The sequence below is a fragment of the Undibacterium sp. Tian12W genome, from assembly GCF_049339405.1.
In the GTDB taxonomy this organism is placed as follows: domain Bacteria; phylum Pseudomonadota; class Gammaproteobacteria; order Burkholderiales; family Burkholderiaceae_D; genus Undibacterium.
The window spans coordinates 75,730-98,552 of sequence record NZ_JBMPPK010000001.1 but is presented as its reverse complement, the minus strand read 5'-3'; the positions used below and the strand labels follow the sequence as shown (position 1 = coordinate 98,552).

General features: G+C 51.4%; 21 protein-coding genes. 4 read left to right on the top strand and 17 right to left on the bottom strand.

Going from position 1 to position 22,823, the window contains the following annotated elements; all coding sequences use genetic code 11:
* Positions 1-48 precede the first annotated feature (48 nt).
* The 10 genes from ACO0LI_RS00370 to cyoA form a co-directional block, all read right to left on the bottom strand.
* Positions 49-1,188 carry an HD-GYP domain-containing protein gene (locus tag ACO0LI_RS00370; RefSeq protein WP_423030067.1) on the bottom strand — a complete coding sequence of 380 codons (1,140 nt, stop codon included), beginning with the start codon at positions 1,186-1,188 and terminating at the stop codon, positions 49-51.
* Between the two features lie 215 nt (positions 1,189-1,403).
* The gene (locus ACO0LI_RS00365; RefSeq protein ID WP_423030065.1) at positions 1,404-2,021 is read right to left on the bottom strand and encodes a LysE family translocator; all 618 of its coding nucleotides are present in this window, start codon (positions 2,019-2,021) and stop codon (positions 1,404-1,406) included.
* Between the two features lie 181 nt (positions 2,022-2,202).
* Positions 2,203-2,415: a hypothetical protein gene (locus ACO0LI_RS00360; RefSeq protein WP_422949406.1), complete on the bottom strand. Its 213-nt coding sequence runs from the start codon at positions 2,413-2,415 to the stop codon at positions 2,203-2,205.
* Positions 2,416-2,506: 91 nt separating this feature from the next.
* Positions 2,507-3,043 carry a response regulator transcription factor gene (locus ACO0LI_RS00355; protein WP_422949405.1) on the bottom strand — a complete coding sequence of 179 codons (537 nt, stop codon included), beginning with the start codon at positions 3,041-3,043 and terminating at the stop codon, positions 2,507-2,509.
* Positions 3,044-3,181: 138 nt separating this feature from the next.
* Positions 3,182-4,534 (bottom strand): ATP-binding protein, encoded by a 1,353-nt coding sequence (locus ACO0LI_RS00350; RefSeq protein ID WP_423030063.1) that lies wholly within the window; start codon positions 4,532-4,534, stop codon positions 3,182-3,184.
* Positions 4,535-4,617: 83 nt separating this feature from the next.
* Complete coding sequence (locus tag ACO0LI_RS00345) at positions 4,618-5,379, bottom strand: SURF1 family protein (protein WP_423030061.1); 762 nt, start codon at positions 5,377-5,379, stop codon at positions 4,618-4,620.
* Between the two features lie 113 nt (positions 5,380-5,492).
* Positions 5,493-5,999: a cytochrome o ubiquinol oxidase subunit IV gene (gene cyoD / locus ACO0LI_RS00340; RefSeq protein ID WP_422949403.1), complete on the bottom strand. Its 507-nt coding sequence runs from the start codon at positions 5,997-5,999 to the stop codon at positions 5,493-5,495.
* A complete protein-coding gene (cyoC, locus tag ACO0LI_RS00335) occupies positions 5,996-6,661 on the bottom strand; it encodes a cytochrome o ubiquinol oxidase subunit III (protein ID WP_423030059.1) in 666 nt (221 codons plus the stop codon). Before cyoC ends, cyoD begins: the two co-directional genes overlap by 4 nt.
* Positions 6,654-8,660, bottom strand: a complete 2,007-nt coding sequence (gene cyoB / locus ACO0LI_RS00330) for a cytochrome o ubiquinol oxidase subunit I (RefSeq protein ID WP_423030057.1) — start codon at positions 8,658-8,660, stop codon at positions 6,654-6,656. The genes cyoC and cyoB overlap by 8 nt, the downstream gene beginning before the upstream one ends.
* Entirely contained in the window at positions 8,660-9,748 is a 1,089-nt protein-coding gene (gene cyoA / locus ACO0LI_RS00325; protein ID WP_423030055.1) for a ubiquinol oxidase subunit II, read from the bottom strand. Before cyoA ends, cyoB begins: the two co-directional genes overlap by 1 nt.
* A gap of 202 nt (positions 9,749-9,950) precedes the next feature.
* Here cyoA and ACO0LI_RS00320 point away from each other — a divergent pair, with 202 nt between their 5' ends.
* Positions 9,951-11,264: an MFS transporter gene (locus ACO0LI_RS00320; protein ID WP_422949679.1), complete on the top strand. Its 1,314-nt coding sequence runs from the start codon at positions 9,951-9,953 to the stop codon at positions 11,262-11,264.
* 344 nt (positions 11,265-11,608) lie between these two features.
* Entirely contained in the window at positions 11,609-12,193 is a 585-nt protein-coding gene (locus ACO0LI_RS00315; protein WP_423030053.1) for an outer membrane beta-barrel protein, read from the top strand.
* A 112-nt stretch (positions 12,194-12,305) separates the two neighbouring features.
* Here the strand turns inward: ACO0LI_RS00315 and ACO0LI_RS00310 are convergent, their stop codons facing one another.
* Genes ACO0LI_RS00310 through ACO0LI_RS00300 form a run of 3 tightly spaced genes read right to left on the bottom strand, consistent with a single transcriptional unit; the run spans position 12,306 to position 14,975 of the window.
* A complete protein-coding gene (locus ACO0LI_RS00310; RefSeq protein ID WP_423030051.1) occupies positions 12,306-13,061 on the bottom strand; it encodes a MipA/OmpV family protein in 756 nt (251 codons plus the stop codon).
* 1 nt (position 13,062) lies between these two features.
* Positions 13,063-13,701, bottom strand: a complete 639-nt coding sequence (locus tag ACO0LI_RS00305; protein ID WP_422949398.1) for a response regulator — start codon at positions 13,699-13,701, stop codon at positions 13,063-13,065.
* The gene (locus ACO0LI_RS00300) at positions 13,698-14,975 is read right to left on the bottom strand and encodes a sensor histidine kinase (protein WP_423030049.1); all 1,278 of its coding nucleotides are present in this window, start codon (positions 14,973-14,975) and stop codon (positions 13,698-13,700) included. Before ACO0LI_RS00300 ends, ACO0LI_RS00305 begins: the two co-directional genes overlap by 4 nt.
* Positions 14,976-15,187: 212 nt before the next feature.
* Here ACO0LI_RS00300 and ACO0LI_RS00295 point away from each other — a divergent pair, with 212 nt between their 5' ends.
* On the top strand, positions 15,188-15,922 hold the full coding sequence (locus tag ACO0LI_RS00295; RefSeq protein WP_423030047.1) for a hypothetical protein: 735 nt from the start codon (positions 15,188-15,190) through the stop codon (positions 15,920-15,922).
* A gap of 10 nt (positions 15,923-15,932) precedes the next feature.
* On the opposite strand, the gene ACO0LI_RS00290 is transcribed toward ACO0LI_RS00295, so the two are convergent.
* From ACO0LI_RS00290 to ACO0LI_RS00275, 4 genes are read right to left on the bottom strand one after another with little or no spacing between them, the layout of a single operon-like run.
* Positions 15,933-17,114 (bottom strand): FAD-dependent monooxygenase, encoded by a 1,182-nt coding sequence (locus ACO0LI_RS00290; protein ID WP_423030045.1) that lies wholly within the window; start codon positions 17,112-17,114, stop codon positions 15,933-15,935.
* Between the two features lie 9 nt (positions 17,115-17,123).
* Entirely contained in the window at positions 17,124-18,482 is a 1,359-nt protein-coding gene (gene pepP / locus ACO0LI_RS00285) for a Xaa-Pro aminopeptidase (RefSeq protein WP_423030043.1), read from the bottom strand.
* Positions 18,483-18,484: 2 nt separating this feature from the next.
* Positions 18,485-19,198 carry an N-acetylmuramate alpha-1-phosphate uridylyltransferase MurU gene (gene murU / locus ACO0LI_RS00280; RefSeq protein ID WP_423030041.1) on the bottom strand — a complete coding sequence of 238 codons (714 nt, stop codon included), beginning with the start codon at positions 19,196-19,198 and terminating at the stop codon, positions 18,485-18,487.
* A gap of 18 nt (positions 19,199-19,216) precedes the next feature.
* The gene (locus tag ACO0LI_RS00275; RefSeq protein ID WP_423030486.1) at positions 19,217-20,167 is read right to left on the bottom strand and encodes an aminoglycoside phosphotransferase family protein; all 951 of its coding nucleotides are present in this window, start codon (positions 20,165-20,167) and stop codon (positions 19,217-19,219) included.
* 261 nt (positions 20,168-20,428) lie between these two features.
* On the opposite strand from ACO0LI_RS00275, the gene ACO0LI_RS00270 reads away from it, so the two are divergent.
* The gene (locus tag ACO0LI_RS00270) at positions 20,429-22,759 is read left to right on the top strand and encodes an LPS-assembly protein LptD (RefSeq protein ID WP_423030039.1); all 2,331 of its coding nucleotides are present in this window, start codon (positions 20,429-20,431) and stop codon (positions 22,757-22,759) included.
* The last annotated feature ends 64 nt before the right edge of the window (positions 22,760-22,823 follow it).

Here is a 22,823-nt window from a genome sequence, read left to right as displayed (position 1 = left end):
GTGAATGAAGCAATCGTTATTTGTCTGGTACGAGCATGATGGGGATATTCATAAGCGGGCAATATCGCCCCATAAATGACGCATGGTAAATTTGACTGACACCTGGTCACGGTGCAAGACTTCGCGTATTGCCATCAGGGGTTTTGCCGTATCACGGCGCAATGGTATCGACAGTGGCGTGCCACGCGGCCCCAGCAATGCATGCACATAAGGTGTTGTCGTGGTCTCGCCTTTACCCGTCACCAAGGCAGTTTCACCACTCTCCAGCCTGACGAAAGTACCTATCGGGTAGGTACCCAGCTCCTTGATGAACACAGTGACCAGCATAGGGTCTATCTTGGATTTGCCTTCCACCAGGATGTCGCGCAATGCTGCATTTGGCAGCATGGACTTGCGATAGCTGCGTGCACAGACGCGGGCGCAGTAGCGGTCAGCGAGTGAAATAATCTTGGCGTTTTGCGGGATATCTGCACCGGTTTTGCCAGCAGGGTAACCTGTGCCATCCTCACTCTCATGATGATGCAAGACCCAGGACAGCCAGTCTTCATTATTCACCCCTGCAGCACGCAGCATGGCGACCCCGGCTTCTGGATGTTGGGAAATCAATTCCTGTTCTGACGCATTCAGGGTTTCGCTTTTTTCTTGCAGCTTTTCCTGCTGCCTCAGCATAGCCACATTCATGGTCAGCGCAGCGGCTGCCAGCAAGAGCATTTCATCAGCAGATTTTTTGAGCGTACGGGCAATCAGCAGTGATACCACGGCAGTATCGACAGAATGCCTGGGTCCATAGTTATCATCCTGATTCAGCAAAATACAACCCAGCGCTACATCAGGTGCCATGAAGACGGCTGCGCCCATTTTTTTGGTCAGGGAGATAAGCTGGGTTTGTACATCGGCTTCGGTATTGAGGTTATAAACCAGCCTGCGCAATTCTGTGCGCACTGCGTTGATGGTGCGCACAACAGAAGGGGCTTCACTGGCTTTCTCTGCCGCTTTGCCATCGCGCATGCCACCCTCGGATTTGCCGGTATCGGCAAACAGGCCGCGTTCTATTAAAGCTGATACTTGCCCGGCATGGGTGACAACAAAGCCCTTGCGCAGCAGCAGGCTGCCATCATTACCATACACATCCCATGGCAAGGCCTGGCCTATGACGATGTCAGACATTCCTATGCGTCTGGTTGACATGCACACCTCGGACGGTGAATGATGCGGGGGAATGAAGCTTGCCGGAATACCCTGAACACGCATTTATCCTAGCAGAATTCTTTGTCCGTACTTGTTATCAAATGTCAAGAATGGATGAATCCGTTGCTGCTTTGCAGCGCGGTACTTGTGCTTGTGCAGTGCACAGCAATCTTGTGACGCTTGGGAAGAACGCCGTGCTCTTGAGGGGGGCTTACTTATACCGTGCGTTTCGCACCCGCCAGGGCACAACCAAAAAATACGAAGGTGGCAGCACCTATTTTATTCATATAGGAACCGCCTTTTTCTGATGTCAGCCAGGTCTTGGCGCGTCCGGCAAAAATTGCATAGCTGCTATGGATGATGACGATCAGGCCACTATAAGTCATGACCAGTACGGCAAACTGCAGGCCATAGCTCATGGCCGGGTCTATGAATTGCGGGAATACCGACAGGAAAAAGAATATCGCCTTGGGGTTGGTCATCTGCAAAGACAGGCCTTCCATGAAACGCTTCTTGAAGCTGGCTTCATGGGCATTACCTTCCGTGAAACGGAAAGCCGGAGCGCGCCAGAGCTTGATACCCAGGAAAATTAGATAAGCCGCACCCAATAGCTTGAGTACGGTAAATGCGGTAGCCGATGCAGCCAGCACGACACCCACGCTGGTCGCAGAAATTGCAGCGACAATCAGCGCACCAAAAGCGATGCCCAGGATGCCGCCAAAAGTGCCACGCATGCCATAGCGCAAGGCATTCGTCAGCGTCATGACCACGCCAGGGCCGGGGCTCAATACGGTGGCTGCTGCCATCAGCAGGAATAAGGGATACAGTTTCATGGAGAGAACTCTGTGTGTGCCAGGAGAAGAAATTGTACGGTTAAAACGTACAGCGGCAGGGATACAGATTTTTGCGTAACAGGCAAAGAAGGGGGATAGTGCAGGAGCAGCTAAAGCCGCGAACTGGCCTTATTGCGCGGGCTGTTCGCGACCAAAGCCGCTCCTGCAGAGACTGCAAAGATTAATGTGCCTTGGCAAAACGCAGGGCAAATTTCTTGAAATGACGGTAGCTGGCGCCCAGGTCTTGCAAAGAGTCTATAGACTCGGTGATGGATGCGCCTTGCTCGCTGAAATTGCTTTTGAATTCTTCAAATGCAGCTTCAAGCACAGCAGCCAGTTGGTGATTGTACAAGCGTCCAAAATTCAGATGGCGTCTTTTGATGCGCATTTTCATGGTGTTTCCTTTCAGTTGAAGGGCGGATTATAGAGTAAACACGGTGAGGCAGGTATTTACTGTGTTTGCTCAAAAATAACAGATCAGTAATTTACTTGATTCTTTGTTTTTCAAGCTTACGCGCCAGCGTACGTCTGTGCATGCCCAGCCTGCGTGCTGTTTCAGAAATATTAAAGTCAGTCTCAGCCAGTACTTCGTGAATTCTTTCCCACTCCAGATTCTTGATGGACGTAGAGCGATTGGTAATTTCTACCTCTGCCGTGCCAGCGATATGTCCAAAGGCTGCTTCGATATCATCGGTGTTGGACGGTTTGGACAAGTATTGGCATGCGCCCAGTTTGACTGCCTCCACGGCAGTCGCAATGCTGGCAAAACCTGTCAGCACGACGATCAGCATATCGGGATTGTGCTGATGCAAAAGCTGTACGCAGGCCAGGCCCGATGAATGGCCATTGAGCTTCAGGTCAACCACGGCGTAAGCAGGGCTATGGTTTGATAATAGTTTTTCAGCATCTTCCTTGCTGCTTGCGTGCAGCACGGTATAGCCGCGCCGCTCAAACGAGCGGCCCAGTGTGCGGGCAAAAGCAGTATCGTCTTCGATAATGAGTAACAGACGACTTTCTGGCATAGTGAAACAATTCCTGAAGTTAACGCTGTATTTCGTTGAGGTGGAGCAGAGCGGCCATCCAAACTATTCCAGCTCTTGTGACATTGTAAAGTTTTTATTGATTTTCTTACCGGAACAAATCTGCTTAATCTGAGGTTCCTAAAGCATGATCGACGAAAGCGGCAGACTCAATTGTACGATGGCACCGCCATCTTCGCGGTTGGATGCGGTGAAATGACCACCCAGTTTGCGCGCCACATTGACGACGAAAAATAACCCCAGCCCGCTGCCTGGACGGCCCTTGGTCGATTGATACGGCTCTCCTATGCGTGACAGGATGGCCGGGTCGAAACCAGGCCCTCGATCGACAACCGTAAATATCAGTGCATCACCCTCACGCCTGGCTTCCATGCTCAGCCAGTCAGGCGAAGCTTCCAGTGCATTATCGAGCACATTACAGACCATCTGCTTCAAGGCAGTATCAAAGACGATGGGAATATCTTCCTGAATCTGATTGTCAAAACCAAATGAGACGATAGGGCGGGTCGAGATAAATTCCTTGGTCAGATCATTCAAAAAAGTATTGATCGTGGTTTTGAGGGCCGATTCACCGCGTGCTTCCCCGGCAGATAGCAGGATGCCGCTGACGATGCTTTTACAGCGCTGCAGCTGCGTCTCCATTTCGCTGATTTCTTCGAGCAACTCAGGGTTTTTCTTGAACTCTGGCATGCGTCGCCAGTCACCGAGGATGACAGACAGCGTTGCCAGCGGTGTCCCCAGTTCATGTGCTGCGCCAGAGGCCAGCAGGCCCATGCGCACGATGTGGTCTTCTTCCACAGCACGCTGGTGCAGGTCGGCCAGTTGAACATCCCGCGCATGCAGGTTGCGGCCTATGCGGGTGATAAAGAAAACCAGCAGGGCAGCATTGAGCATGAAGCAAATAATGAAGCCAGCGATGTACAAGCGCGATAAGCCGCCAGTTTCACTGGATGGCAAAGGCAAGGGCTCAGAAAACAGCGATAGTCCGGCCAGGCAGGCACTGGTGATGACGACGATGATCCAGGTGGACCAGGCTTCCAGCAAGACCGCACTTAAAATCACTTGCAGCAGATACAGAAAAGCAAAGGGGTTTGAGGTGCCCCCGCCAAAATATAGCTGTGCCGTCAGGCTGAATACGTCAATCAGTAAGGCAAAAACCAGTTCGCCATTGGTTACATACACACGTTCATGCCAGCGCAAGTGGCTGGCAATATTAAAACTGATCAGACAGATCAGCACGGCCAGCATTTTGACCAGAGGCAACTGTATGCCAAAGCCAAACATGACGATCAATATGGTTGATAACTGACCGAACACGGCAAGCCAGCGCAGCTGTATAAGCTGCAACATGTTCTTGTGACCTGCCGAGTTTTCGTACTCTATCGCAATGGCAGACTGGTTTTCTGGGGTTTTTGTTGCGGTTTTTGCCACTATGCCTTGCCCGATGCTATGAGGAAGTATTTTTCTTATCATGCTTGCCATGTCCCGTTATTGTGCTTTTTAGTGCATGCTAACAGATCATGGGCTCTATATTAAATTTGCAACTCCAGCCTGGTTTATGCGGTATTCCCTGCCTTGACGGCGGTGGTATTTTTTTTATCCCGCATGACCCGCATGACATATGCCCAGGCTGCTGCCGTCATGGCTGCCAGCGAGAACCAGACTACGGCATAAATTAAATGGTTGTTGTGAAAATGAATCACGGTCAAGCCGGCGACAGGGGCGTTGGCGGACACTTCCTTTTGCTGGGCGCCGGGCTTGTTGCTGGCCGGGCTTGCATCGGCGTCGATAAAGAAAGGGGCAGGCCTGGTCAAGCCAGTTGCAACAGCAATGGCGTTCACATCGCGTGAATACCAGCGATTGCCAGTGGGATCATTTTTCCTTAAAAAACCTCCAGCCGGCTCTGTCATGCGCAACAGACCGGTGACCTGCATGATGCTGGCGTCAGATGTGGAGGGGCGATCTTTTTCTGACGACGCCCGGTAAGACGCAGCCATTTTTTCCGGGATAAAACCACGGTTGATCAGTATCGTAGCGCCATCTGCAGTCGCCAGCGGCGTCATGACCCAAAAGCCGCCGCCCAATTCTGTCGTGGCTTGCGCCAGTATGGTTTTCTCATACAGGAAAACGCCACTGACTTGCACATGGCGGTACTCATCCGCACTGGCGTTGATGTGTGGCCATAGTGAAAAACCGGGAATGGGGACTGGTTCTGCATGTACACGCTGCTCAACCCGCTCTATCAAATCAAGCTTCCATTGAAGGCGTAGTACCTGCCATGTAGCAAGTGAAATGAAGCCTGCAAAAATAACTGCCATGCAGGCCGTGAAGCTTATTCTGAATAAACTGGAGTGCCGGGCAAGATGCCTGGGCTGATCTGACTGGGATGCCAGATCAGCCCCTTTACCTGTCATTCCTGGTTCAGGCTCATTCATTGCATGGACGGCATAGGCTTCGCGTTGTCCGCTGCTGGACTGGATGCCGCTGCAGGTATTGATTGTGCTTCTGGTTTTGACATGGGCATAAGCTCGCCTTTTATCGATTCCGGCTTTGTTTCTGCTTCATGCATCATGCCGGGCATCATATTGTGATTCAGGTGATACATGACCCATAGCGATCCGCTCATCATGATAAATACCAGCATGCCGGTGAACAGCAGGGCCAGCATGGTCCAGCCACCCTCTGATTTGCTATTCATGTGCAGGAAATACACCATGTGCACGACGATTTGTATCGCCGCAAATACCAGCAGGACTATGCCTGTGGTGCTGGACTTGTTCATGACTTTGCCCATGACCAGCCAGAAGGGGATCGCAGTCAAAATCACCGCCAGGATAAACCCGGTGGCGTATTCCTTCAGGCTGCCATGGTTGGCGTGGGTATGTCCATGGTGATCATCATGATGATCATGCGCCGTATGTTCTTGGTGTGCGCTCATGGCAAGACTCCCATCAAATAAACAAAGGTAAATACACCAATCCAGATAACATCCAGGAAATGCCAGAACATTGACAGGCACATCAGCCTCCTGCCATTTTCTGGCGTCAGGCCATGGCGGCCTATCTGGAACATCAGGGTAATCAGCCAGATAATGCCAAAAGTCACGTGCAGGCCGTGCGTGCCTACCAGTGCAAAGAAGGAGGTCAGAAAGCCACTGCGTTGTGGGCCCGCACCTTCGTGTATCAGGTGGGCAAACTCATACAGTTCCAGACTGATAAAACCTGCACCCAGCAAACCGGTAATAGCCAGCCAGATCAAGGTGGCTTTCACACGCTTGCGCTGCATTTCCAGCATGGCAAAGCCATACGTGATCGACGATAGCAGCAGCAGTGAGGTATTGACGGCAACCAGCGGCAAGTCAAACAATTCTGCACCGGTAGGACCGCCTGCATAGTTGCGGCCCAATACCGCATAGGTAGCAAACAGACAGGCGAAGATCAGGCAATCGCTCATCAGGTAAAGCCAGAAGCCGAGCAGGGTGCCGTTTTCCGGGTGGTGTTCCTTGACATAGAAATCGCTGCTGGCAAAAGTGCGAGTCTGCGAAGTTGCACTGGTATTCAAGTTCGTGCCCTCGTTAGGGATAGTTGCAGTATTAGACATGGGCGGCACCTGCGAGACGGCTGCGTTCTTCTTCTGTGCGGATAACATCAGCAACAGGGATGTAGTAATCACGCTTGTAATTAAAGGTGTGAACGATGATGGCAGCCATCATGGCGACAAAGCCCAGCACCGCTGGCAACCACATCTGCCAGATCAGGGCGAAGCCACAGGCTGCGCTCAGCAAGGCGATGATGAAGCCGGCCCCAGTATTTTTAGGCATATGGATAGGTACGAAACCATCTGTAGGCCTTTGGTATTGCTTGCTCTTCATATCAGCCCAGGCATCGTTGTCATACACTTTAGGTGTAAACGCAAAGTTGTAGTCTGCAGGTGGAGAAGAGGTAGACCATTCCAGCGTACGGCCACCCCATGGGTCACCAGTGAAGTCACGCAGCGATGCACGATTCTTGAAGCTGACATATAACTGTATGATGAAGGAAGCAATACCCAGAGCAATCAGGACGGCACCGAAAGCAGCGATCTGGAACCAGATCTGCAGGGATGGATCTTCAAAATGGCTCAGGCGACGGGTTACACCCATCAGGCCCAGTACATACAAAGGCATGAAAGCGAAATAGAAACCGATAGTCCAGAACCAGAAGCAGCATTTGCCCCAGAAATCATCGAGCTTATAACCAAAAGCCTTGGGGAACCAGTAGTTGATACCCGCAAACATGCCAAACAATACACCACCGATAATCACGTTGTGGAAGTGGGCAATCAGGAACAGACTGTTGTGCAGGACAAAGTCAGCAGGCGGTACCGCCAGCAAGACACCGGTCATGCCACCAATAACGAAAGTGATCATGAAACCCATGGTCCACAGCATAGGCAATTCAAAACGGATACGGCCACGGTACATCGTAAACAACCAGTTGAATATCTTCGCCCCGGTAGGGATAGAGATAATCATGGTCGTGATACCGAAGAAGGAATTGACACTCGCGCCTGACCCCATCGTGAAGAAGTGATGCAGCCACACCAGGTAGGACAGGATGGTGATCACCACGGTCGCATACACCATCGAGGTATAACCAAACAAACGCTTGCTACAGAAGGTAGAGACGATTTCAGAGAACACACCAAATGCAGGCAAGACCAGGATATAAACCTCAGGGTGACCCCAGATCCAGATCAGGTTCACATACATCATGGAGTTGCCACCCAGATCATTGGTGAAGAAATTGGTGCCAAACATGCGGTCGAGTGACAACATGCCCAATACCGCAGTCAGTACAGGGAAGGCAGCAACGATCAAAATGTTGGTGCACAGTGCAGTCCAGGTAAACACCGGCATCTTCATCATCGTCATGCCAGGCGCGCGCATCTTGATGATGGTGGCGATCAGGTTGATACCCGACAGCAGGGTGCCGACACCGGCAATCTGCAGTGACCAGATATAGTAATCAACACCCACGTCCGGGCTGGACATGATGCCGGACAGCGGCGGGTAAGCGAGCCAGCCGGTGCGGGCAAATTCACCAACAAACAGCGATACCATGACCAGGCCACCACCGAATGCTGTCATCCAGAAACTGAAATTATTCAGGAAAGGGAAGGCAACGTCGCGTGCACCGATTTGCAGTGGTACCACATAGTTCATCAAACCGGTGACCAAAGGCATGGCCACGAAGAAAATCATGATCACGCCATGCGCGGTAAAGATCTGGTCGTAGTGATGCGGTGGCAGGAAACCTGCTGTATCACCAAAGGCGATTGCCTGTTGCAAGCGCATCATGAGGGCGTCAGCAAAGCCGCGCAGCAGCATGACAATGGCAAAAATCACATACATGATGCCTATCTTTTTATGGTCGATACTGGTAAACCAGTCGCGCCACAAAGTGCCCCATACGCGGAAATACGTCAGTGCGCCAAGAAGGCCTATGCCTCCAAGGCCGACGGCGATAAAGGTCGCCAGCAGGATGGGTTCATGAAAGGGAATCACGTCCCATGAAAGACGGCCGAAGATGAGCTTCGTCAAATTGAGTTGGTCTTGCATCATTTATTTCCGGTGATAATGGAGGACACTGCAGGGGACGCTATGGGAGATGCTTTGCAAATGTCAGCGTCCAGATAAGCCAGCAAGCGTGCTGTGCGTGCGGCGTTATCTTTTTCCAGGCTTTGCGTGAACAAATTGCTGAACTCCATTTTTGCTTCAGATGCAGCATAGGCTCTGGCATTTGCCTTTGCATCACTCATCATCATTTTGTCCATGCACACTTCTCCAGCACTGACGCAACGGTTCAGGATGGCGTGAAACAAACTTGCATCGACACTCGCGTAATGACGCACCGGCTCACGCTCACTCGGTTTTTCCAGTTTCAGATAAGTCGCACGGTCCAGCGTTTGCGTTTTGGCTCTGGTCGCTTGCACCCATTGTTCAAAATTCTGCGCGCTCATGCCGTGGAATTTGAAGCGCATGTCAGAGAAACCTGCGCCACTGTAATTGGCGGAAAAGCCATCAAATTCACCCGGCTTGTTGATCACTGCATTAAGCGTCGTCTGCATGCCCGGCATTGCATAGATCTGGCCAGCCAGTGCAGGGATGAAGAAAGAATTCATGACATTCGATGCGGTAATCTTGAAGCGCACTGGCACATCTACTGGCGCTGCCAGCTCATTGACTGTGGCAATGCCAAGGTCCGGGTAAATGAACAGCCATTTCCAGTCCAGCGCCACAACTTCAACGTTGAGGACTTTTGTGTCAGCAGGAATAGGGCGGTTTTCATCGAGGCGTGACAGCTTGCGATAAGGATCCAGCGTATGCGTGCTGATCCAGGTGATCAGGCCCAGGGCGATGATGATCAGCAGCGGTGCCCCCCAGATCACGAGCTCAAGCTGGGTGGAATGGTCCCAGTCTGGCTCATACTTTGCTGAAGTGTTATTTTTTCTGTAACGCCAGGCAAATAAAATGGTTAGAAAGATAACTGGTACAATGATCAGCAGCATCAACAGCGTAGATACCCATATCAAATGGCTTTGTTGAGCGGCGATATCGCCTGACGGATTCATTACTACCGTGTTGCAACCCGCCAACAAAATTGCAGAAAAAACAGCAAATCCGCGTCGTGCAAATAAGGGAATCATATTGAGATAGGTCAATGATTATAGAAATTTGTGCTAATGTAACTCTACAAAAAGGCCTTGGCGATTGGACGTTTTGTCCTAGTTTTCAAATAAGCATCAGAAACGAAGATCGCACAGGAGCCAGACTATAATTTTTGAGACAATTTGAGGGACCATCATGGCAAGCATCAGCACCAATGAAAATGAACTGCCCTCCAGCGCTATGGCAGCTACTGAAAGCGGGAATGTCAGAAATACCAGAAACACCAAATCTGACCATTCCTCAATCGCGCCCGGCGAAATCGCCATAGGCGTCGTTATCGGGCGAGCCTCTGAGTATTTTGATTTCTTTGTCTATGCACTGGCCTCAGTGCTGGTTTTCCCCCAGGTTTTCTTTCCATTTGAACAAAGACTGGAAGGTACATTGTATGCCTTCGTGATCTTTGCATTTGCATTTTTGGCACGTCCATTTGGCACCGTAGCTTTTATGGAAATCCAGAAGAGGCTGGGACGTGAAGCCAAGCTCACTATTGCCTTGTTCCTGCTCGGCGTATCTACTGCCGGCATTGCATTTCTGCCAACTTATTCGCATCTGGGGGCAACTTCCATCGTCTTGCTGTCCTTGTTACGCATAGGCCAGGGCTTTGCACTGGGCGGCTCATGGGATGGTTTGCCTTCTTTGCTGGCCCTGAACGCGCCTGAAAACAAGCGCGGCTGGTATGCCATGCTGGGGCAACTGGGCGCGCCAGTCGGCTTCATGATTGCAGCAGGCCTGTTTGCCTACATGCTTGCCAATTTATCGACTGAAGACTTTTTGGAATGGGGCTGGCGTTATCCGTTCTATGTCGCATTCGCAATCAATGTGGTAGCCCTGTTTGCCCGCTTGCGCCTGGTCTCAACCAATGAATACAAGCATTTGCTGGACGAGCGCGAACTCGAGCCTACCAATATCATCGAAATGACCCGCTCACAAGGCCGTAACCTGCTCATCGGGGCACTGGCAGCTTTGGCCAGCTACGCATTGTTTCATCTTGTTACCGTGTTCCCCTTGTCGTGGATCACGATTTACTCCAAACGGTCGCTGAGCGAGTTTTTGGAAATTCAGATGGTAGGTGCAGTATTGATGATACTGGGTATCGTTATTTCTGGCCTGATTGCCGACCGTATTGGCCGCCGCAAAATGTTATTTGCGCTGGCATTGATGATAGCAGTGCTGAGTGGCTTCGTCCCCGCCCTGATGGATGGTGGTGAGCTTGGCCAGGATATTTTTATTTTGCTGGGCTTTGGCGTACTGGGATTGTCGTATGGGCAGGCATCAGGTGCTGTGACCTCTAATTTTTCTCCCAAATACCGCTATACCGGCGCAGCCCTGACATCTGACCTGGCATGGCTGGTGGGTGCAGGTTTCGCTCCACTGGTGGCGCTGGGGCTGTCATCCCATTTTGGGCTGGAATATGTCAGTCTCTACCTGTTGTCAGGCGCGGCATGTTCGGTAGCCGCATTGAGCTTGAATCGCGCTCTGGAAATTAGAAACTAATCGACAGCTAATTTTTGTAAGTCAATAAAGTCATTTTCGTAAGAGCGGCTTCAGCCGCGATAGTTTTGCCGTATCGGTTATTTTCGGTCGTGCAAGACGTTCGCGGCTGAAGCCGCTCCTACATGACGTATTTCATGTTTTACGTCTTTTCCCCCATATCTCTTCGCATACAAAAAATCCCGGTAAGTCAATATTTCAAATTTCACTGCAATCAGTCCAACCATGACTTCTGGCACTGTTGATAACAGAGCCCATCCCCTAAGCTAGCCTGGTTTTTGCAATCTGGCGAGAAAGATTTTCGCCAGCGCGGCAAAAATCTTTCTTTTATCTTAGAGGATTCAACAATGAAACGCATTTTCTGCTTATCCCTGATTTTTGCAGCTACCTTGAGCAATGCCAGTCATGCTCAGGATGTTTATGTCGGTGCCGCCGTCGGCAGAAGCTACTCCAGCAGTCTTAATTTTAATGACGCTGGCACGCAAAATGATTTCAGCAGCAAAGACAAGGCCATGCCCCTGAAGATTTTTGTTGGCTATGAGGCTAACCAGAATCTGGGAGTCGAGCTGGGTTATAAGAATTTTGGCAGCGCCACGATAGATCCGGTGCCTGGATCAGGTTCTACAGTGACCACCCGTGCCAATGCCTGGTATGTTGCAGCCAAGGGCAGCATGTCCCTGGCCGAGGATTTGTCCCTGTTTGGCAAGCTGGGTGTTACCCACATGAATACTCACTTTACTGGTGCGGGCGAGTTGCGTGCACTGAGTGCATCCACTGACAAGGCGGGTTTGTATGCCGCGGTAGGAACTGCTTATCAGCTCACCAAAAATCTTGCCCTGACACTGGAACTGGAAAGTTTTGGCATCGCGAAGGAAAAAAACATGAAATTCAATATGAATGGATTGTCGGCTGGTATCCAATACCGGTTTTAATCGCTAAAAATTACGCCAGAATTTCGTTGCAAGCACAACCAGGTCTTGCAACGAAGTAGTCACGAAGAAATAAGCACAAAGAAACAAGCACGAAGAAACAAGCATCCACAGCTCAATAGTGATAAGTCAGTGAGGTCAACAAGCTGACAGTATTCGTCTTCGTTGTCAGTGGGCTGCTGGCGGCACTACCCCATAATCGATTGATACCGATACGTGTGGAGAAATCATATTTCGGACTCAACTCCACATTCCAGCCCACTTGCAAAGAGGTGTTCTTGATGCCTGCTGTGGCGTTGTATGCAGGCAAGCCAGTGTACTGGGCTTGTTCAGGATTGATGCCAAAATATGATTGCATATAGTGCTTATTCGCCAGAGTCAGGCCTACTTCTGCTGACAGGCTCTGATGCCGTGCCAGAGGCATGCTGAACCAGTTTGCCAGATGCAGGCGTATGCCCTGATGTTGTGTACCAGCGCCATAGTCCAGGCGTGAGCGAAAACCTAAGCGATGGTCGAGACGATAATTAAAGTAAGCACCCGGTGTAAATACCAGTGATGAAGATGCATTTCGGTCAGCGCGATTTGTCTGCAATTCATAACTCAGCAAGGGACCGTATTGCAGATGTTGTGGTGAGGGCAGGCGCAGGCCAATTTCTCCAGGCGCGAGAAAAACGCCATTACTCCACACCACCGAAGCAAAGGGCAGCAGATAAAATTTTTGCTTGTCACTTCCTTCATGGCTGGGTGCGATGAGTGCCGCCATGCCCAGGTTTATGTCGGTAGAGCCTTCAGGCATCATGTCAGGGGTTTGCGCTTGCACCATGTGACATGAAATGCAGCAAAATAGCAGCAAGGCTTTTTTCTTGCTCATATCAAATGCAGCCCAGTTCTATACCGCGCAAGGCGGCGCGCATACGGTCGCGTACAGCTAATTTGGACAAGATACTGGACACATGGTTTTTGATGGTTCCCTCTCCCAGACCCATTGCCGTTGCAATTTCATGATTATTCAATCCTGCCGCCATCAGAGCCAGGGTTTCGATTTCACGTTCTGTCAGGCTGTCACGTAGGCGTTTGTCTTCACTGGCTTTGGTAGTGCCTGGGGTTTCGTATGATGCGCGATTACGCTCTGTCAATGCAGGGCGAAACAAGGTGGCTCCCGTCGCGACACGACGTATGCCTTCGGCCAGTCTTTCCGGGGAAATATCCTTGAGTAAAAATCCCCTGGCACCTGCGCGCATGCCAGCAAACAGTACATCATCGTCATCGAAAGTCGTCAGCAGTATGGTCGGAGGCAAGTTACTATGGGTTTGCAGTAATTCTATGCCGGTACATACAGGCATGCGTACATCGAGCAAGAGCACATCAGCCTGGGTTTGCCGGATGACGGCAATCGCTTCCTCGCCATTGGCAGCTTCAGCAACGACACGGATATCGTCGGTCAGATTCAGCAAGCCGCGTATGCCACTACGCACCAGCATCTGGTCATCGACCAGGATCACTTTGATCATGCCAGCGTCCTTTCATTGGGTATATTGATCTTCAGCATGAAGCCAGCTTCGGGATGATTCGTGGCGAGCAGACTGCCGCCAAGTTCTGCAATTCTTTCGCGCATGCCTTGCAAGCCATTGCCTTCTTTTAATTGCTGGCAGCCCTGGCCATTGTCATGTACCAGGACTTGTATGGCTTTCCCACTTTCATTCGACGTCAGGTCTATGCGCATGTCAGTGGCCGCCGAATGACGCATGGTATTGCTGATGGCTTCTTGTATGCAGCAAAACAAGGTATGGGCGCCGGCAGGTGTGTGCAGCTTGAGTGCTCCGGTAAAACTCAGTTGTATCTTTGGTTGAGGAATACCGGCGCACAAGCTCTCCAGTGCATTGCGCAAATCAATATCTTGTTCGCGCCTTTCCTTGCTAACGATATCCCTGACCTCGGCCAGTAAACTCCCCGCCAGTTCTGAAGACAGGTTCAGGGACTCCAGCCTCGCTTCATCTGTTTGTCGCAAGGCCAGGTTCAGATGCAGGTTCAGGGCTGTCAGGTGATGGCCGACGATGTCGTGCAAGTCTCGCGCAATGCGCATACGTTCAGAGACGCGCACGGTTTCCGTCAGCAAGGATTGCGTTGCCAGCAATTCTGCATTGGCTTTGGCCAGTTGCAAACGGCCGCGCCGCTCCAGTACGCTGACATGGCATGCCGCAAACACCATGATTTGCAAGACCAGTTCACCACCCTGATATAGCAGGAAGATACGCATGTTTGAGTCTGTGCCTATGACCGCAGCGGCAGACCAAATGTCAATGCCTGCATGCAGAAAAATTTGTGTCAGCAACCACGGCAAGCTTTTCCTGAGCGGATAGAGAAAAGCAAGTTCAGCGGCGACTATATATAAAAAAGCGGAATTGACACCCAGCCCTATAGCCAGCTGCAATGACAGCAATATCGTATCTGCGGCCCTGGCGGGCTTATCTGCTGCAAGGAGATGGACATGGCGGGTGCGCAGCCATAGCAATACCGCGAATGCCAGGCTGAATAGCGTATAGCTGTAGAAAAATAAAGAATGAATCAGCTCACTTCTGTCTGATCCCGCCCTGGTCAGACTGGGGGCTGGGCTAAATTGCGTGGCTATCCATATTACGGCTTGCCCAAGCAGGCTGTGCATGTCGTCAGCCTGTGCACCGCGTAGCCACAATAGCAGGCTTTCCAGACCGGCAATGAAAAGGCTTAACGCTACCCCCGCAATGACGGCGTGATGGCGAGCAAACCTGAGTATGACTTTCTTCAATGAGGGCCTTGTGATCAACAGCGACTGAATTAGCTTGCCAGGGGATGTTGGTGAGCGGCGCAATTTTACGCTAAGCGTTATCTCATGGGGAGTGCCAGAAGTCATGGTTTGAAAATTCCCTTGCTAGCCGGGCTTAATTGAATGGAGATGCACTAGAATGCATGCTTTGGCCTCAGTGCTGCTCTGCCTGCTCTTTGATGAAGTACTACCTGTTGTTACTCCTTGCCGCAATCCCCGGTCAGATCATTGCTGAAGAAGTTCAGCAAGTGGAAATTGCCGCACTACGCAATATAAGTAATGCAGAGTGGGGCAGTTATCGCCATGCCTACAAAGCCTATAATTTCTTTGCGACTTATATCCGTGACCGACCCTTGATACAGGCGCATATGCAATTGCGTCCCTCGGCAAATGCCAGGGATGCATCGCTGGCTGGCTTACGGCTGCAACTGAGTGGAGAAAAAACCAGGCTAGATATCGCTGTCGATACCATGGGACGTGTCAGCTTGCCCATGTTGAAACAGGCTTATGATGAAGATGCAGTCTTGCGCCTGAATCGTCCGCAAGGGCAGTTTTATTTCAGCGGGCGTTATTCCATCAAGGAGCGTGAAGATGGTATTTACGATGTTGCAGAACTGCGCAGTGCCTGCGAACAGTTGATTAGTGCCCAGCGCGAATCGGGTTATCGCATACGCTTGATAGGCAAGAAGTGTACTGGCATCAAGTTCATCTATGCACTCAATGACAACAAAAATGATAGCAAGATTGTCATCAGCTTCAGGGATGCTGTACAGCTACCGCGTGATTTGCCTGTGAGCGAGACTACACCATTTGAAGACGACTCCATGGGCAAGTATAGAGTGGCGCTCTACAAGTTTTCTGATTGGCCAGCGTCAGGGCAAATCATCGCGACCAGCAAGCCGCTGGCCATAGGGACCTTGTACGATTAGTCGTATGGATTCAGCGCCAGCCAAACATCATCTGTTCTGCCAGCATGCGTTTTGCTGGCTTCACCATATCCAGCGCACCCAGGCCCAGGCCAAGCAAGGTCTGGCTGAATGAACCATCAGGGCTGTTGGCAAATACACGGGCCATGCTGTCGGTGATGCGTATGGTCAGCTTCCTGTCGGCCTGGCGTTCTGCCAGATAGGCTTGCAAGGCCGCTGCGGGATCGCTGCTGGCCGTGTCATGCAAATGGCGTGTCAGTGATCGTGCCAATACCACGCTGTCACGCAAGCCCAGGTTCAAGCCTTGTCCGGCAACCGGGTGCAGAGTTTGTGCGGCATTTCCAATGGCAACTGTGCGGGCCGTGGCATGCGCCTGGGCGTTCAGGCCCAGCGGGTAAGACAAGCGTGCTGAGGTCTTGATGAAGTTGCCAAGGCGATGGCCAAAAGCGGCTTGCAGGGCTTGTTTGAAACCCTGCTCATCCAGTGACAGCAAATGCTCAGCCTGCTCAGGTCGTACACACCAGACGAGGGCATAGCCATCTTCTTGCGGCAACAAGGCCAGCGGGCCTTGCTCGGTGAAGCGTTCAAAGGCGCGCCCTGCTATCTGGGCATCTGTATTCACGTGGGCGATGATGGCTGTTTGCTGGTAATCATGGCGCTGGCTGCGCTGCTCCTGATCACCAAAAGTGCCGCCTTCTGCCTGTATGACGATGCTGGCGCTGACATGGCTGGTTTCTCCAGTGTCTGCATGGCTTAGTGTCAGGCGCACATGGTCTGCAGCTTCTTCGATATTGCTGACACTTACTGGCCGCTGTATGCGTATGCCCTTATTGTTGATCGCTGCTTGCAGTGGCCGTATGATGTCGCCATAGCGGGCTACATAACCCAGGTCTGGTACTGCATAGTCAGCCGCCCGCATGAGGCTGCGGCCAAAATGGCCGCGGCGTGAAACATGAATTTCCTGTATCGCTGTGGCTTTGACCGGCCATGCACCAGCGGCTTGCAGGATTTGTCTGCTGCCATACGAAATAGCGATAGAGCGCGCATCCTGTTCTGCCTGCTCAGCGGTTTTGGCGTCGTATAGCGCAATGCGCTCAGCCGCATAACCCTGCTGTTGCAGCAATAAAGCCAGTGCCTGACCGACAGGGCCAGCGCCACAAATCGCAATATCAACATCATTGATGGTATGAGTCATTTGTGAACCTTAAGCTTTCGCCATTTCTGCTTCTATCTCTGCTACGGTTTTTGGTGTGTCGCGGCTGAGGTTGATATGACCACCTGGCGTGATCAGGACATCATCTTCTATGCGTATGCCTATGTTCCAGTATTCCTGCGGCACGCCTTCGGCAGGGCGTACATAAATACCGGGTTCTATGGTGATGACCATGCCGGGTTGTAACTGGCGGTAAGCCCTTGTATCCCCGGTTTTTCCGGCAGCTCTGTAGTCACCAACATCATGTACATCCAGGCCCAGCCAGTGACCTGTGCCATGCATGTAAAACTGGCGGAAGGCGGCGCTGGCTATCGCATCATCAAGACTGCCGACCTTGTTTTTATCCAGCAAGCCCGTATCCAGCATGCCCTGGGTCAGTACGCGTACTGCTGCGTTGTGGCCGTCCATGTATACAGAACCTGGGCGCGCACATTCCAGCGCTGCCTGCTGTGACGCCAGCACGATTTCATACAGACGTTTTTGTGCTGGACTGAACTTGCCGTTCGCTGGAAAAGTGCGGGTGATGTCGGATGCATAGCTATCGAATTCACAACCTGCATCGATCAATACCAGATCACCATCTTTGATTTGTTCTTGATTGCTTTGGTAATGCAGGATGCAGGCATTCGCGCCCGTGGCGACGATGGAACCATAGGCCGGTGCCTGCGCGCCATTGCGGCGGAATTCATATAGCAGCTCCGCTTCCAGTTCATATTCAAATTTGCCGGGTTTGGTGCTGCGCATGGCACGCGCATGGGCAGCGGCAGAAATGCTGGCAGCACGCTGCATCAGGGCGATTTCTGATACATCCTTGAACAGGCGCATTTCATCGACGAGTTCGCGCACATCCACCGTAATGGACGGGGCCTTGATGCCGCTACGGCCCTTGTCGCGCACGGCTTGCAGGCTTTGCTGTACCTGACTGTCAATATGCGGTTCTTGTGCTGCACTGTAAAACACAGCGCGAGCATCACTGAGCAATTCTGGCAGTTTTTTTGCCAGGCTAGTGATGGGGTAAGCTGCATCGAAAGCAAATTCCTTAGCCGCTGCCTCTGGCCCAAATCGAAAACCATCCCAGATTTCACGCTCTGGATTTTTTTCGCGGCAAAACAAAATCGATTGCTGTTTGTCGGCAGTAGCGACCAGCACGACGAGCGCTTCCGGTTCAGTGAAACCGGACAAATAATAAAAATGACTGTCGTGGCGGAAAGGGAAGTGATTATCGCTATTGCGTATCCATTCACGTGCAGTTGGTATCACTGCCACACCACCACCTTGTGCCTGCATTTGCGACATCAGTTGTTGGCGACGTGCAGCATATGCAGAATAATTGGTGGTGTTGATGCTCATGCTTATCCTTTGAAATTCAATGGCGCGTTCAGCGCTTCCAGTTGATCTGGTGTGCCCAGATTATGCCATTCACCGCGGTACAGTTCACCGCCTATACGGCCTGCATCTATGTATTCACGCAGCAGGGGGCCTAGCTTGGCGTGGTCACCTGGACATATCGAGGCAAACATTTCTGGGCGATACACGCCGATATTGCCAAATGTGTGGCGTGGCGTACCTTCATTCGACAAGCCCATCAGTGTCAGGGCAAAATCACCCGTTGGATGGAAGCTGGGGTTTTTCACCATATACAGCCAGGCGATATCGCGTTTGTCCGCCGGATGTGGATTACCCCAGGGGTCATTTTCTTCCAGGGTATTCAGGCATTCAGCAAAATTGAAGTGGGGGATATAGATATCGCCAGACACCACGATAAAGGGATCGTCACCCAGCAAGTGCAAAGCCTTGGCAATGCCACCTGCAGTTTCCAGCGGCTGTTCTTCGGCTGAGTATTGTATCTTTGCACCAAAGCGCGAACCGTCACCGAGGGCATCTTCTATCATATGGCCGAGGTGTGCATGATTGATGACCATTTCGGTGATGCCGGCTTTGACCAGGTTCAGGATATGCCAGACTATCAGCGGCCTGCCGCGCACCTTCAACAAAGGCTTGGGGCAGGCATCGGTTAATGGACGCATACGTTCGCCGCGCCCGGCGGCAAGTAACATGGCTTTCATGATTTTTATTGCTCCGCCTTAGAAGGTGTAGCCAACTTGCGGCGCATTGTCTTCCAGTTCATCCAGCAGGCGCAACAGCGGGATCAGTTCCTTGTAGCGATGCGAAGTCTTGCGCACATATTCCATGACAGTTGGAATATCAGCGATGTAATGGTGCTTGCCATCACGGTGCGACAGGCGGGCGAAGATGCCGAGGATTTTCAAATGACGCTGCAAGCCCATCCATTCAAAATCGCGGTAGAAGCTGTCGATGTCCGGTGCTACCGGCAAACCAGCGCGTCTGGCTTTTTCCCAGTAACGTATGGCCCAGTCGAGCACGATTTCTTCATCCCACTGTACATAGGCGTCGCGTAACAGCGACACCAGATCGTAAGTGATGGGGCCATATACGGCATCCTGGAAATCGATGATGCCGGGATTACCCTTGTCCATCCACATCAGGTTGCGGGAGTGATAGTCGCGGTGCACATACACTTGTGGCTGCGCCAGTGCACTGGCCAGCAAATGATCAAATACCTTGTCCAGCGTCGCAGTTTGCGCATCAGTCAGGGTGACACCCAGATGCTTGCCTACATACCATTCCTTGAAAATATTTAATTCACGCAGCAGGAAGGGGCGGTCATATTCTGGCAAGACATCGGCCTGGCTCTGCGCCTGAAACAGGATCAGGCTGTCTATTGCATCCAGATACAGCTTGTGGGCATTATCGCTGTTCAAGATCTGGCCATAGGTATGCATGCCCATATCGGTCACCAGCATGAAGCCCTGCTCCAGATCGTGTGCCAGTACTTCAGGCACAGTCAGGTTGATACTTTTCAAGAGATTCGCCATCTTGATAAAGGCTGCGGTATTCTCGGTTGCAGGCGGTGCATCGACAGCGATCAGGCTATTACCATCTTCAGTGTCAATTCTGTAATATTGACGGAAGCTGGCATCGGCAGATGCTGCACGCATGCTGGCCAGCTTCATCGCATGTCCATTTACGCTGGCAAGCCAGGTTTGCAATGCTTGCTTGCGTTGTTCTTTTTCGGGGGAGATCGCTGCAGATGCTGCAGAATTCCCTGGGATTGCTGTAGAAGACATGTATAAATAGTAATGGAAGTTAGTTTGTCTGCATACTTCAAGTGGTTTTGCCAGCATTTAACCTATAATAGGCGACTGATTTCTGGCATATTGTCTGTATGACATCGTCCAGCATTGTTGGCAAAACGCTTATTGACCACTGAATTCATGCGCAGGAAACCCGTATTATCTCACTCACCGCTGTTGTTTCCTACTATCCCGGCAATTCTGGTGTCGGTTTTGGTGCCCGCCTACTTTTCTCAGGCGATGGCTCAGAACGTCATCACATCCAAGCCGGATGAAGTTCAGGCTCCAACTCAGCTGGCAACCCCTATACAGTCACCACTGCAAACTCAGACCGACGACAAGTCGTCCAAAGAGTCTTTGCCCAGCCAGAAGCAATTGGAAAAGCTGAGCGAAAAGCAAAAGCAGGATGACAAAAACGCCCCCGTGACTGTCCGTGCCGGTAATTTCTCCGGGATGCCAGAGCGCTATATCAAGTTTGAACATGATGTCGAAGTCGTCAAAGGCGGCACCCGTATCAATGCAGATGAGGCGATGTACCGCAATCTGGAAGACGAAGTCGAAGCCAGTGGCAAGATACGCATGGTGCGCTACGGCGATTGCTATACCGGTGACGCCTTGCGCATGCAACTTGATGCCAGCTCCGGCTATGTCGCCAATCCCATCTATAAACTCTTGCGCAATAATGCCCAGGGGCATGCTGCGCGCATTGATTTTCAGGATGAAGAACGTTCCCTGATCACGCGCGGCACCTACAGTACTTGCGAAGGTCTGGACCCTGACTGGTATCTGCAATCAGATACCTTAAGTCTTGATACCGGCCTCGACAAAGGTGTGGCTGGCAAGTCGGTGTTGTATTTCAAGGGTGTGCCCATCCTGGCAACACCCTCATTGACCTTCCCTTTGTCAGGTGCACGTCACTCTGGTTTGCTGCCGCCGATACTGGGGGCGTCATCCAAGGGTGGCCCTGAAGTTACGTTGCCTTATTATTTTAATATTGCACCTAACCGTGATTTGACGCTCTACCCCAAAATGATTGCCAGGCGCGGCCTGCAGCTCGGGGTGGAGGGGCGTTATCTGGGTGAAACTTATGCCGGTGAAACCAGTGTCGAAGGTTTGCTCAATGACCGCGTAACGGGTACTAACCGTTATGCGGTGGCATCGATACATCAGCAAAAATTACTGCCGCAACTGGAATTGTCCTGGAATATCAATTCAGCCTCGGATGATGATTATCCTACTGACTTTTCTCGTACGATTACCAAGACAGCGCAACGCCTGCTGTTGCGCGAAGCCAATTTGACGTATTACGGTTCTTTCTGGAATCTGTCACTCAGGACCTCGAATTACCAGGTTTTGCAAGATCTGGCAGCGCCGATAGCGCGCCCGTATGACAGGCTGCCGCAATTGCAATTGCATGCCGAGCAGCATGATGTCGCAGGGCTGGACTGGTCCATGGACAGCATATTGACGCGCTTCTGGCACCCAACCATGGTGCGTGGTGACAGGGCGGTGTTCAATCCGCAAGTTTCTCTGCCCCTGGTGCAGGCTGGTGGTTTTGTCATCCCGAAAATCTCTTTCCATGCGACCAACTACCATCTGGTGAACCCTGAGCCAGGCAAGGAATCTGATTTCCATCGCGTGGTACCAACGTTCTCGGTAGATAGTGGCCTGGTGTTTGAGCGCAAGACTGAGATGTTTGGCAAGGCACTGACACAGACGCTGGAACCGCGCCTGTTCTATGTCAATACGCCTTACCGCGATCAGTCGCGCATGCCTAACTTTGACAGTGCGGTTGCCGACTTTAATTTCGCCCAGATTTTTAGTGAAAACCGTTTTACCGGCCAGGACAGGATAGGTGACTCCAACCAGATTACTGCCGCCCTGATTTCACGTTTCATCGAAGGTAATGGGGATGAAAGCCTGAAACTGGCGATAGGTCAGCGTTTCTATTTCAATACGCAAAAAGTCACGCTTGATAATACTGTCAGCCCCAGTCGTTCAGATTTGCTGTTGGCGGCAACTGGCAAACTGTCATCGACGCTGAGCGGTGAAATGGCCTTGCAACTGAGCCAGACCGACAGGCAGTCAGTACGTGCCAACTACGGCGTGCACTGGCAGCCTTCACCGAAAAAAGTACTGAACCTCGAATACCGTTATCAGCGTAACAGTCTGGAACAGGTTGATGTCTCAGCCCAATGGCCAGTGGCAGACCGCTGGTACATGGTAGGCAGGAGCAATTACTCCATGATGGACAAGAAGATGGTGGATGGCTTGCTGGGCTTTGAATACAAGGCTGACTGCTGGTCATTGCGCTTCCTGGCACAAAGGTTTGCCACTAATAGTGTTAACAACACCTCTGGCTTTTCCATACAACTGGAGTTGAATGGCCTGGCCAGGCTGGGTTTTGGTGCCAACCCGATTGATGCCTTGAAAAAGAATATTTCAGGCTACCAGTCTGGCAGTGAGCGCTAGTTTGTTGCTGTAGATAAATAATTTGCTGTATTAATAATATACATGCTGTATATGCTCTGCTCGG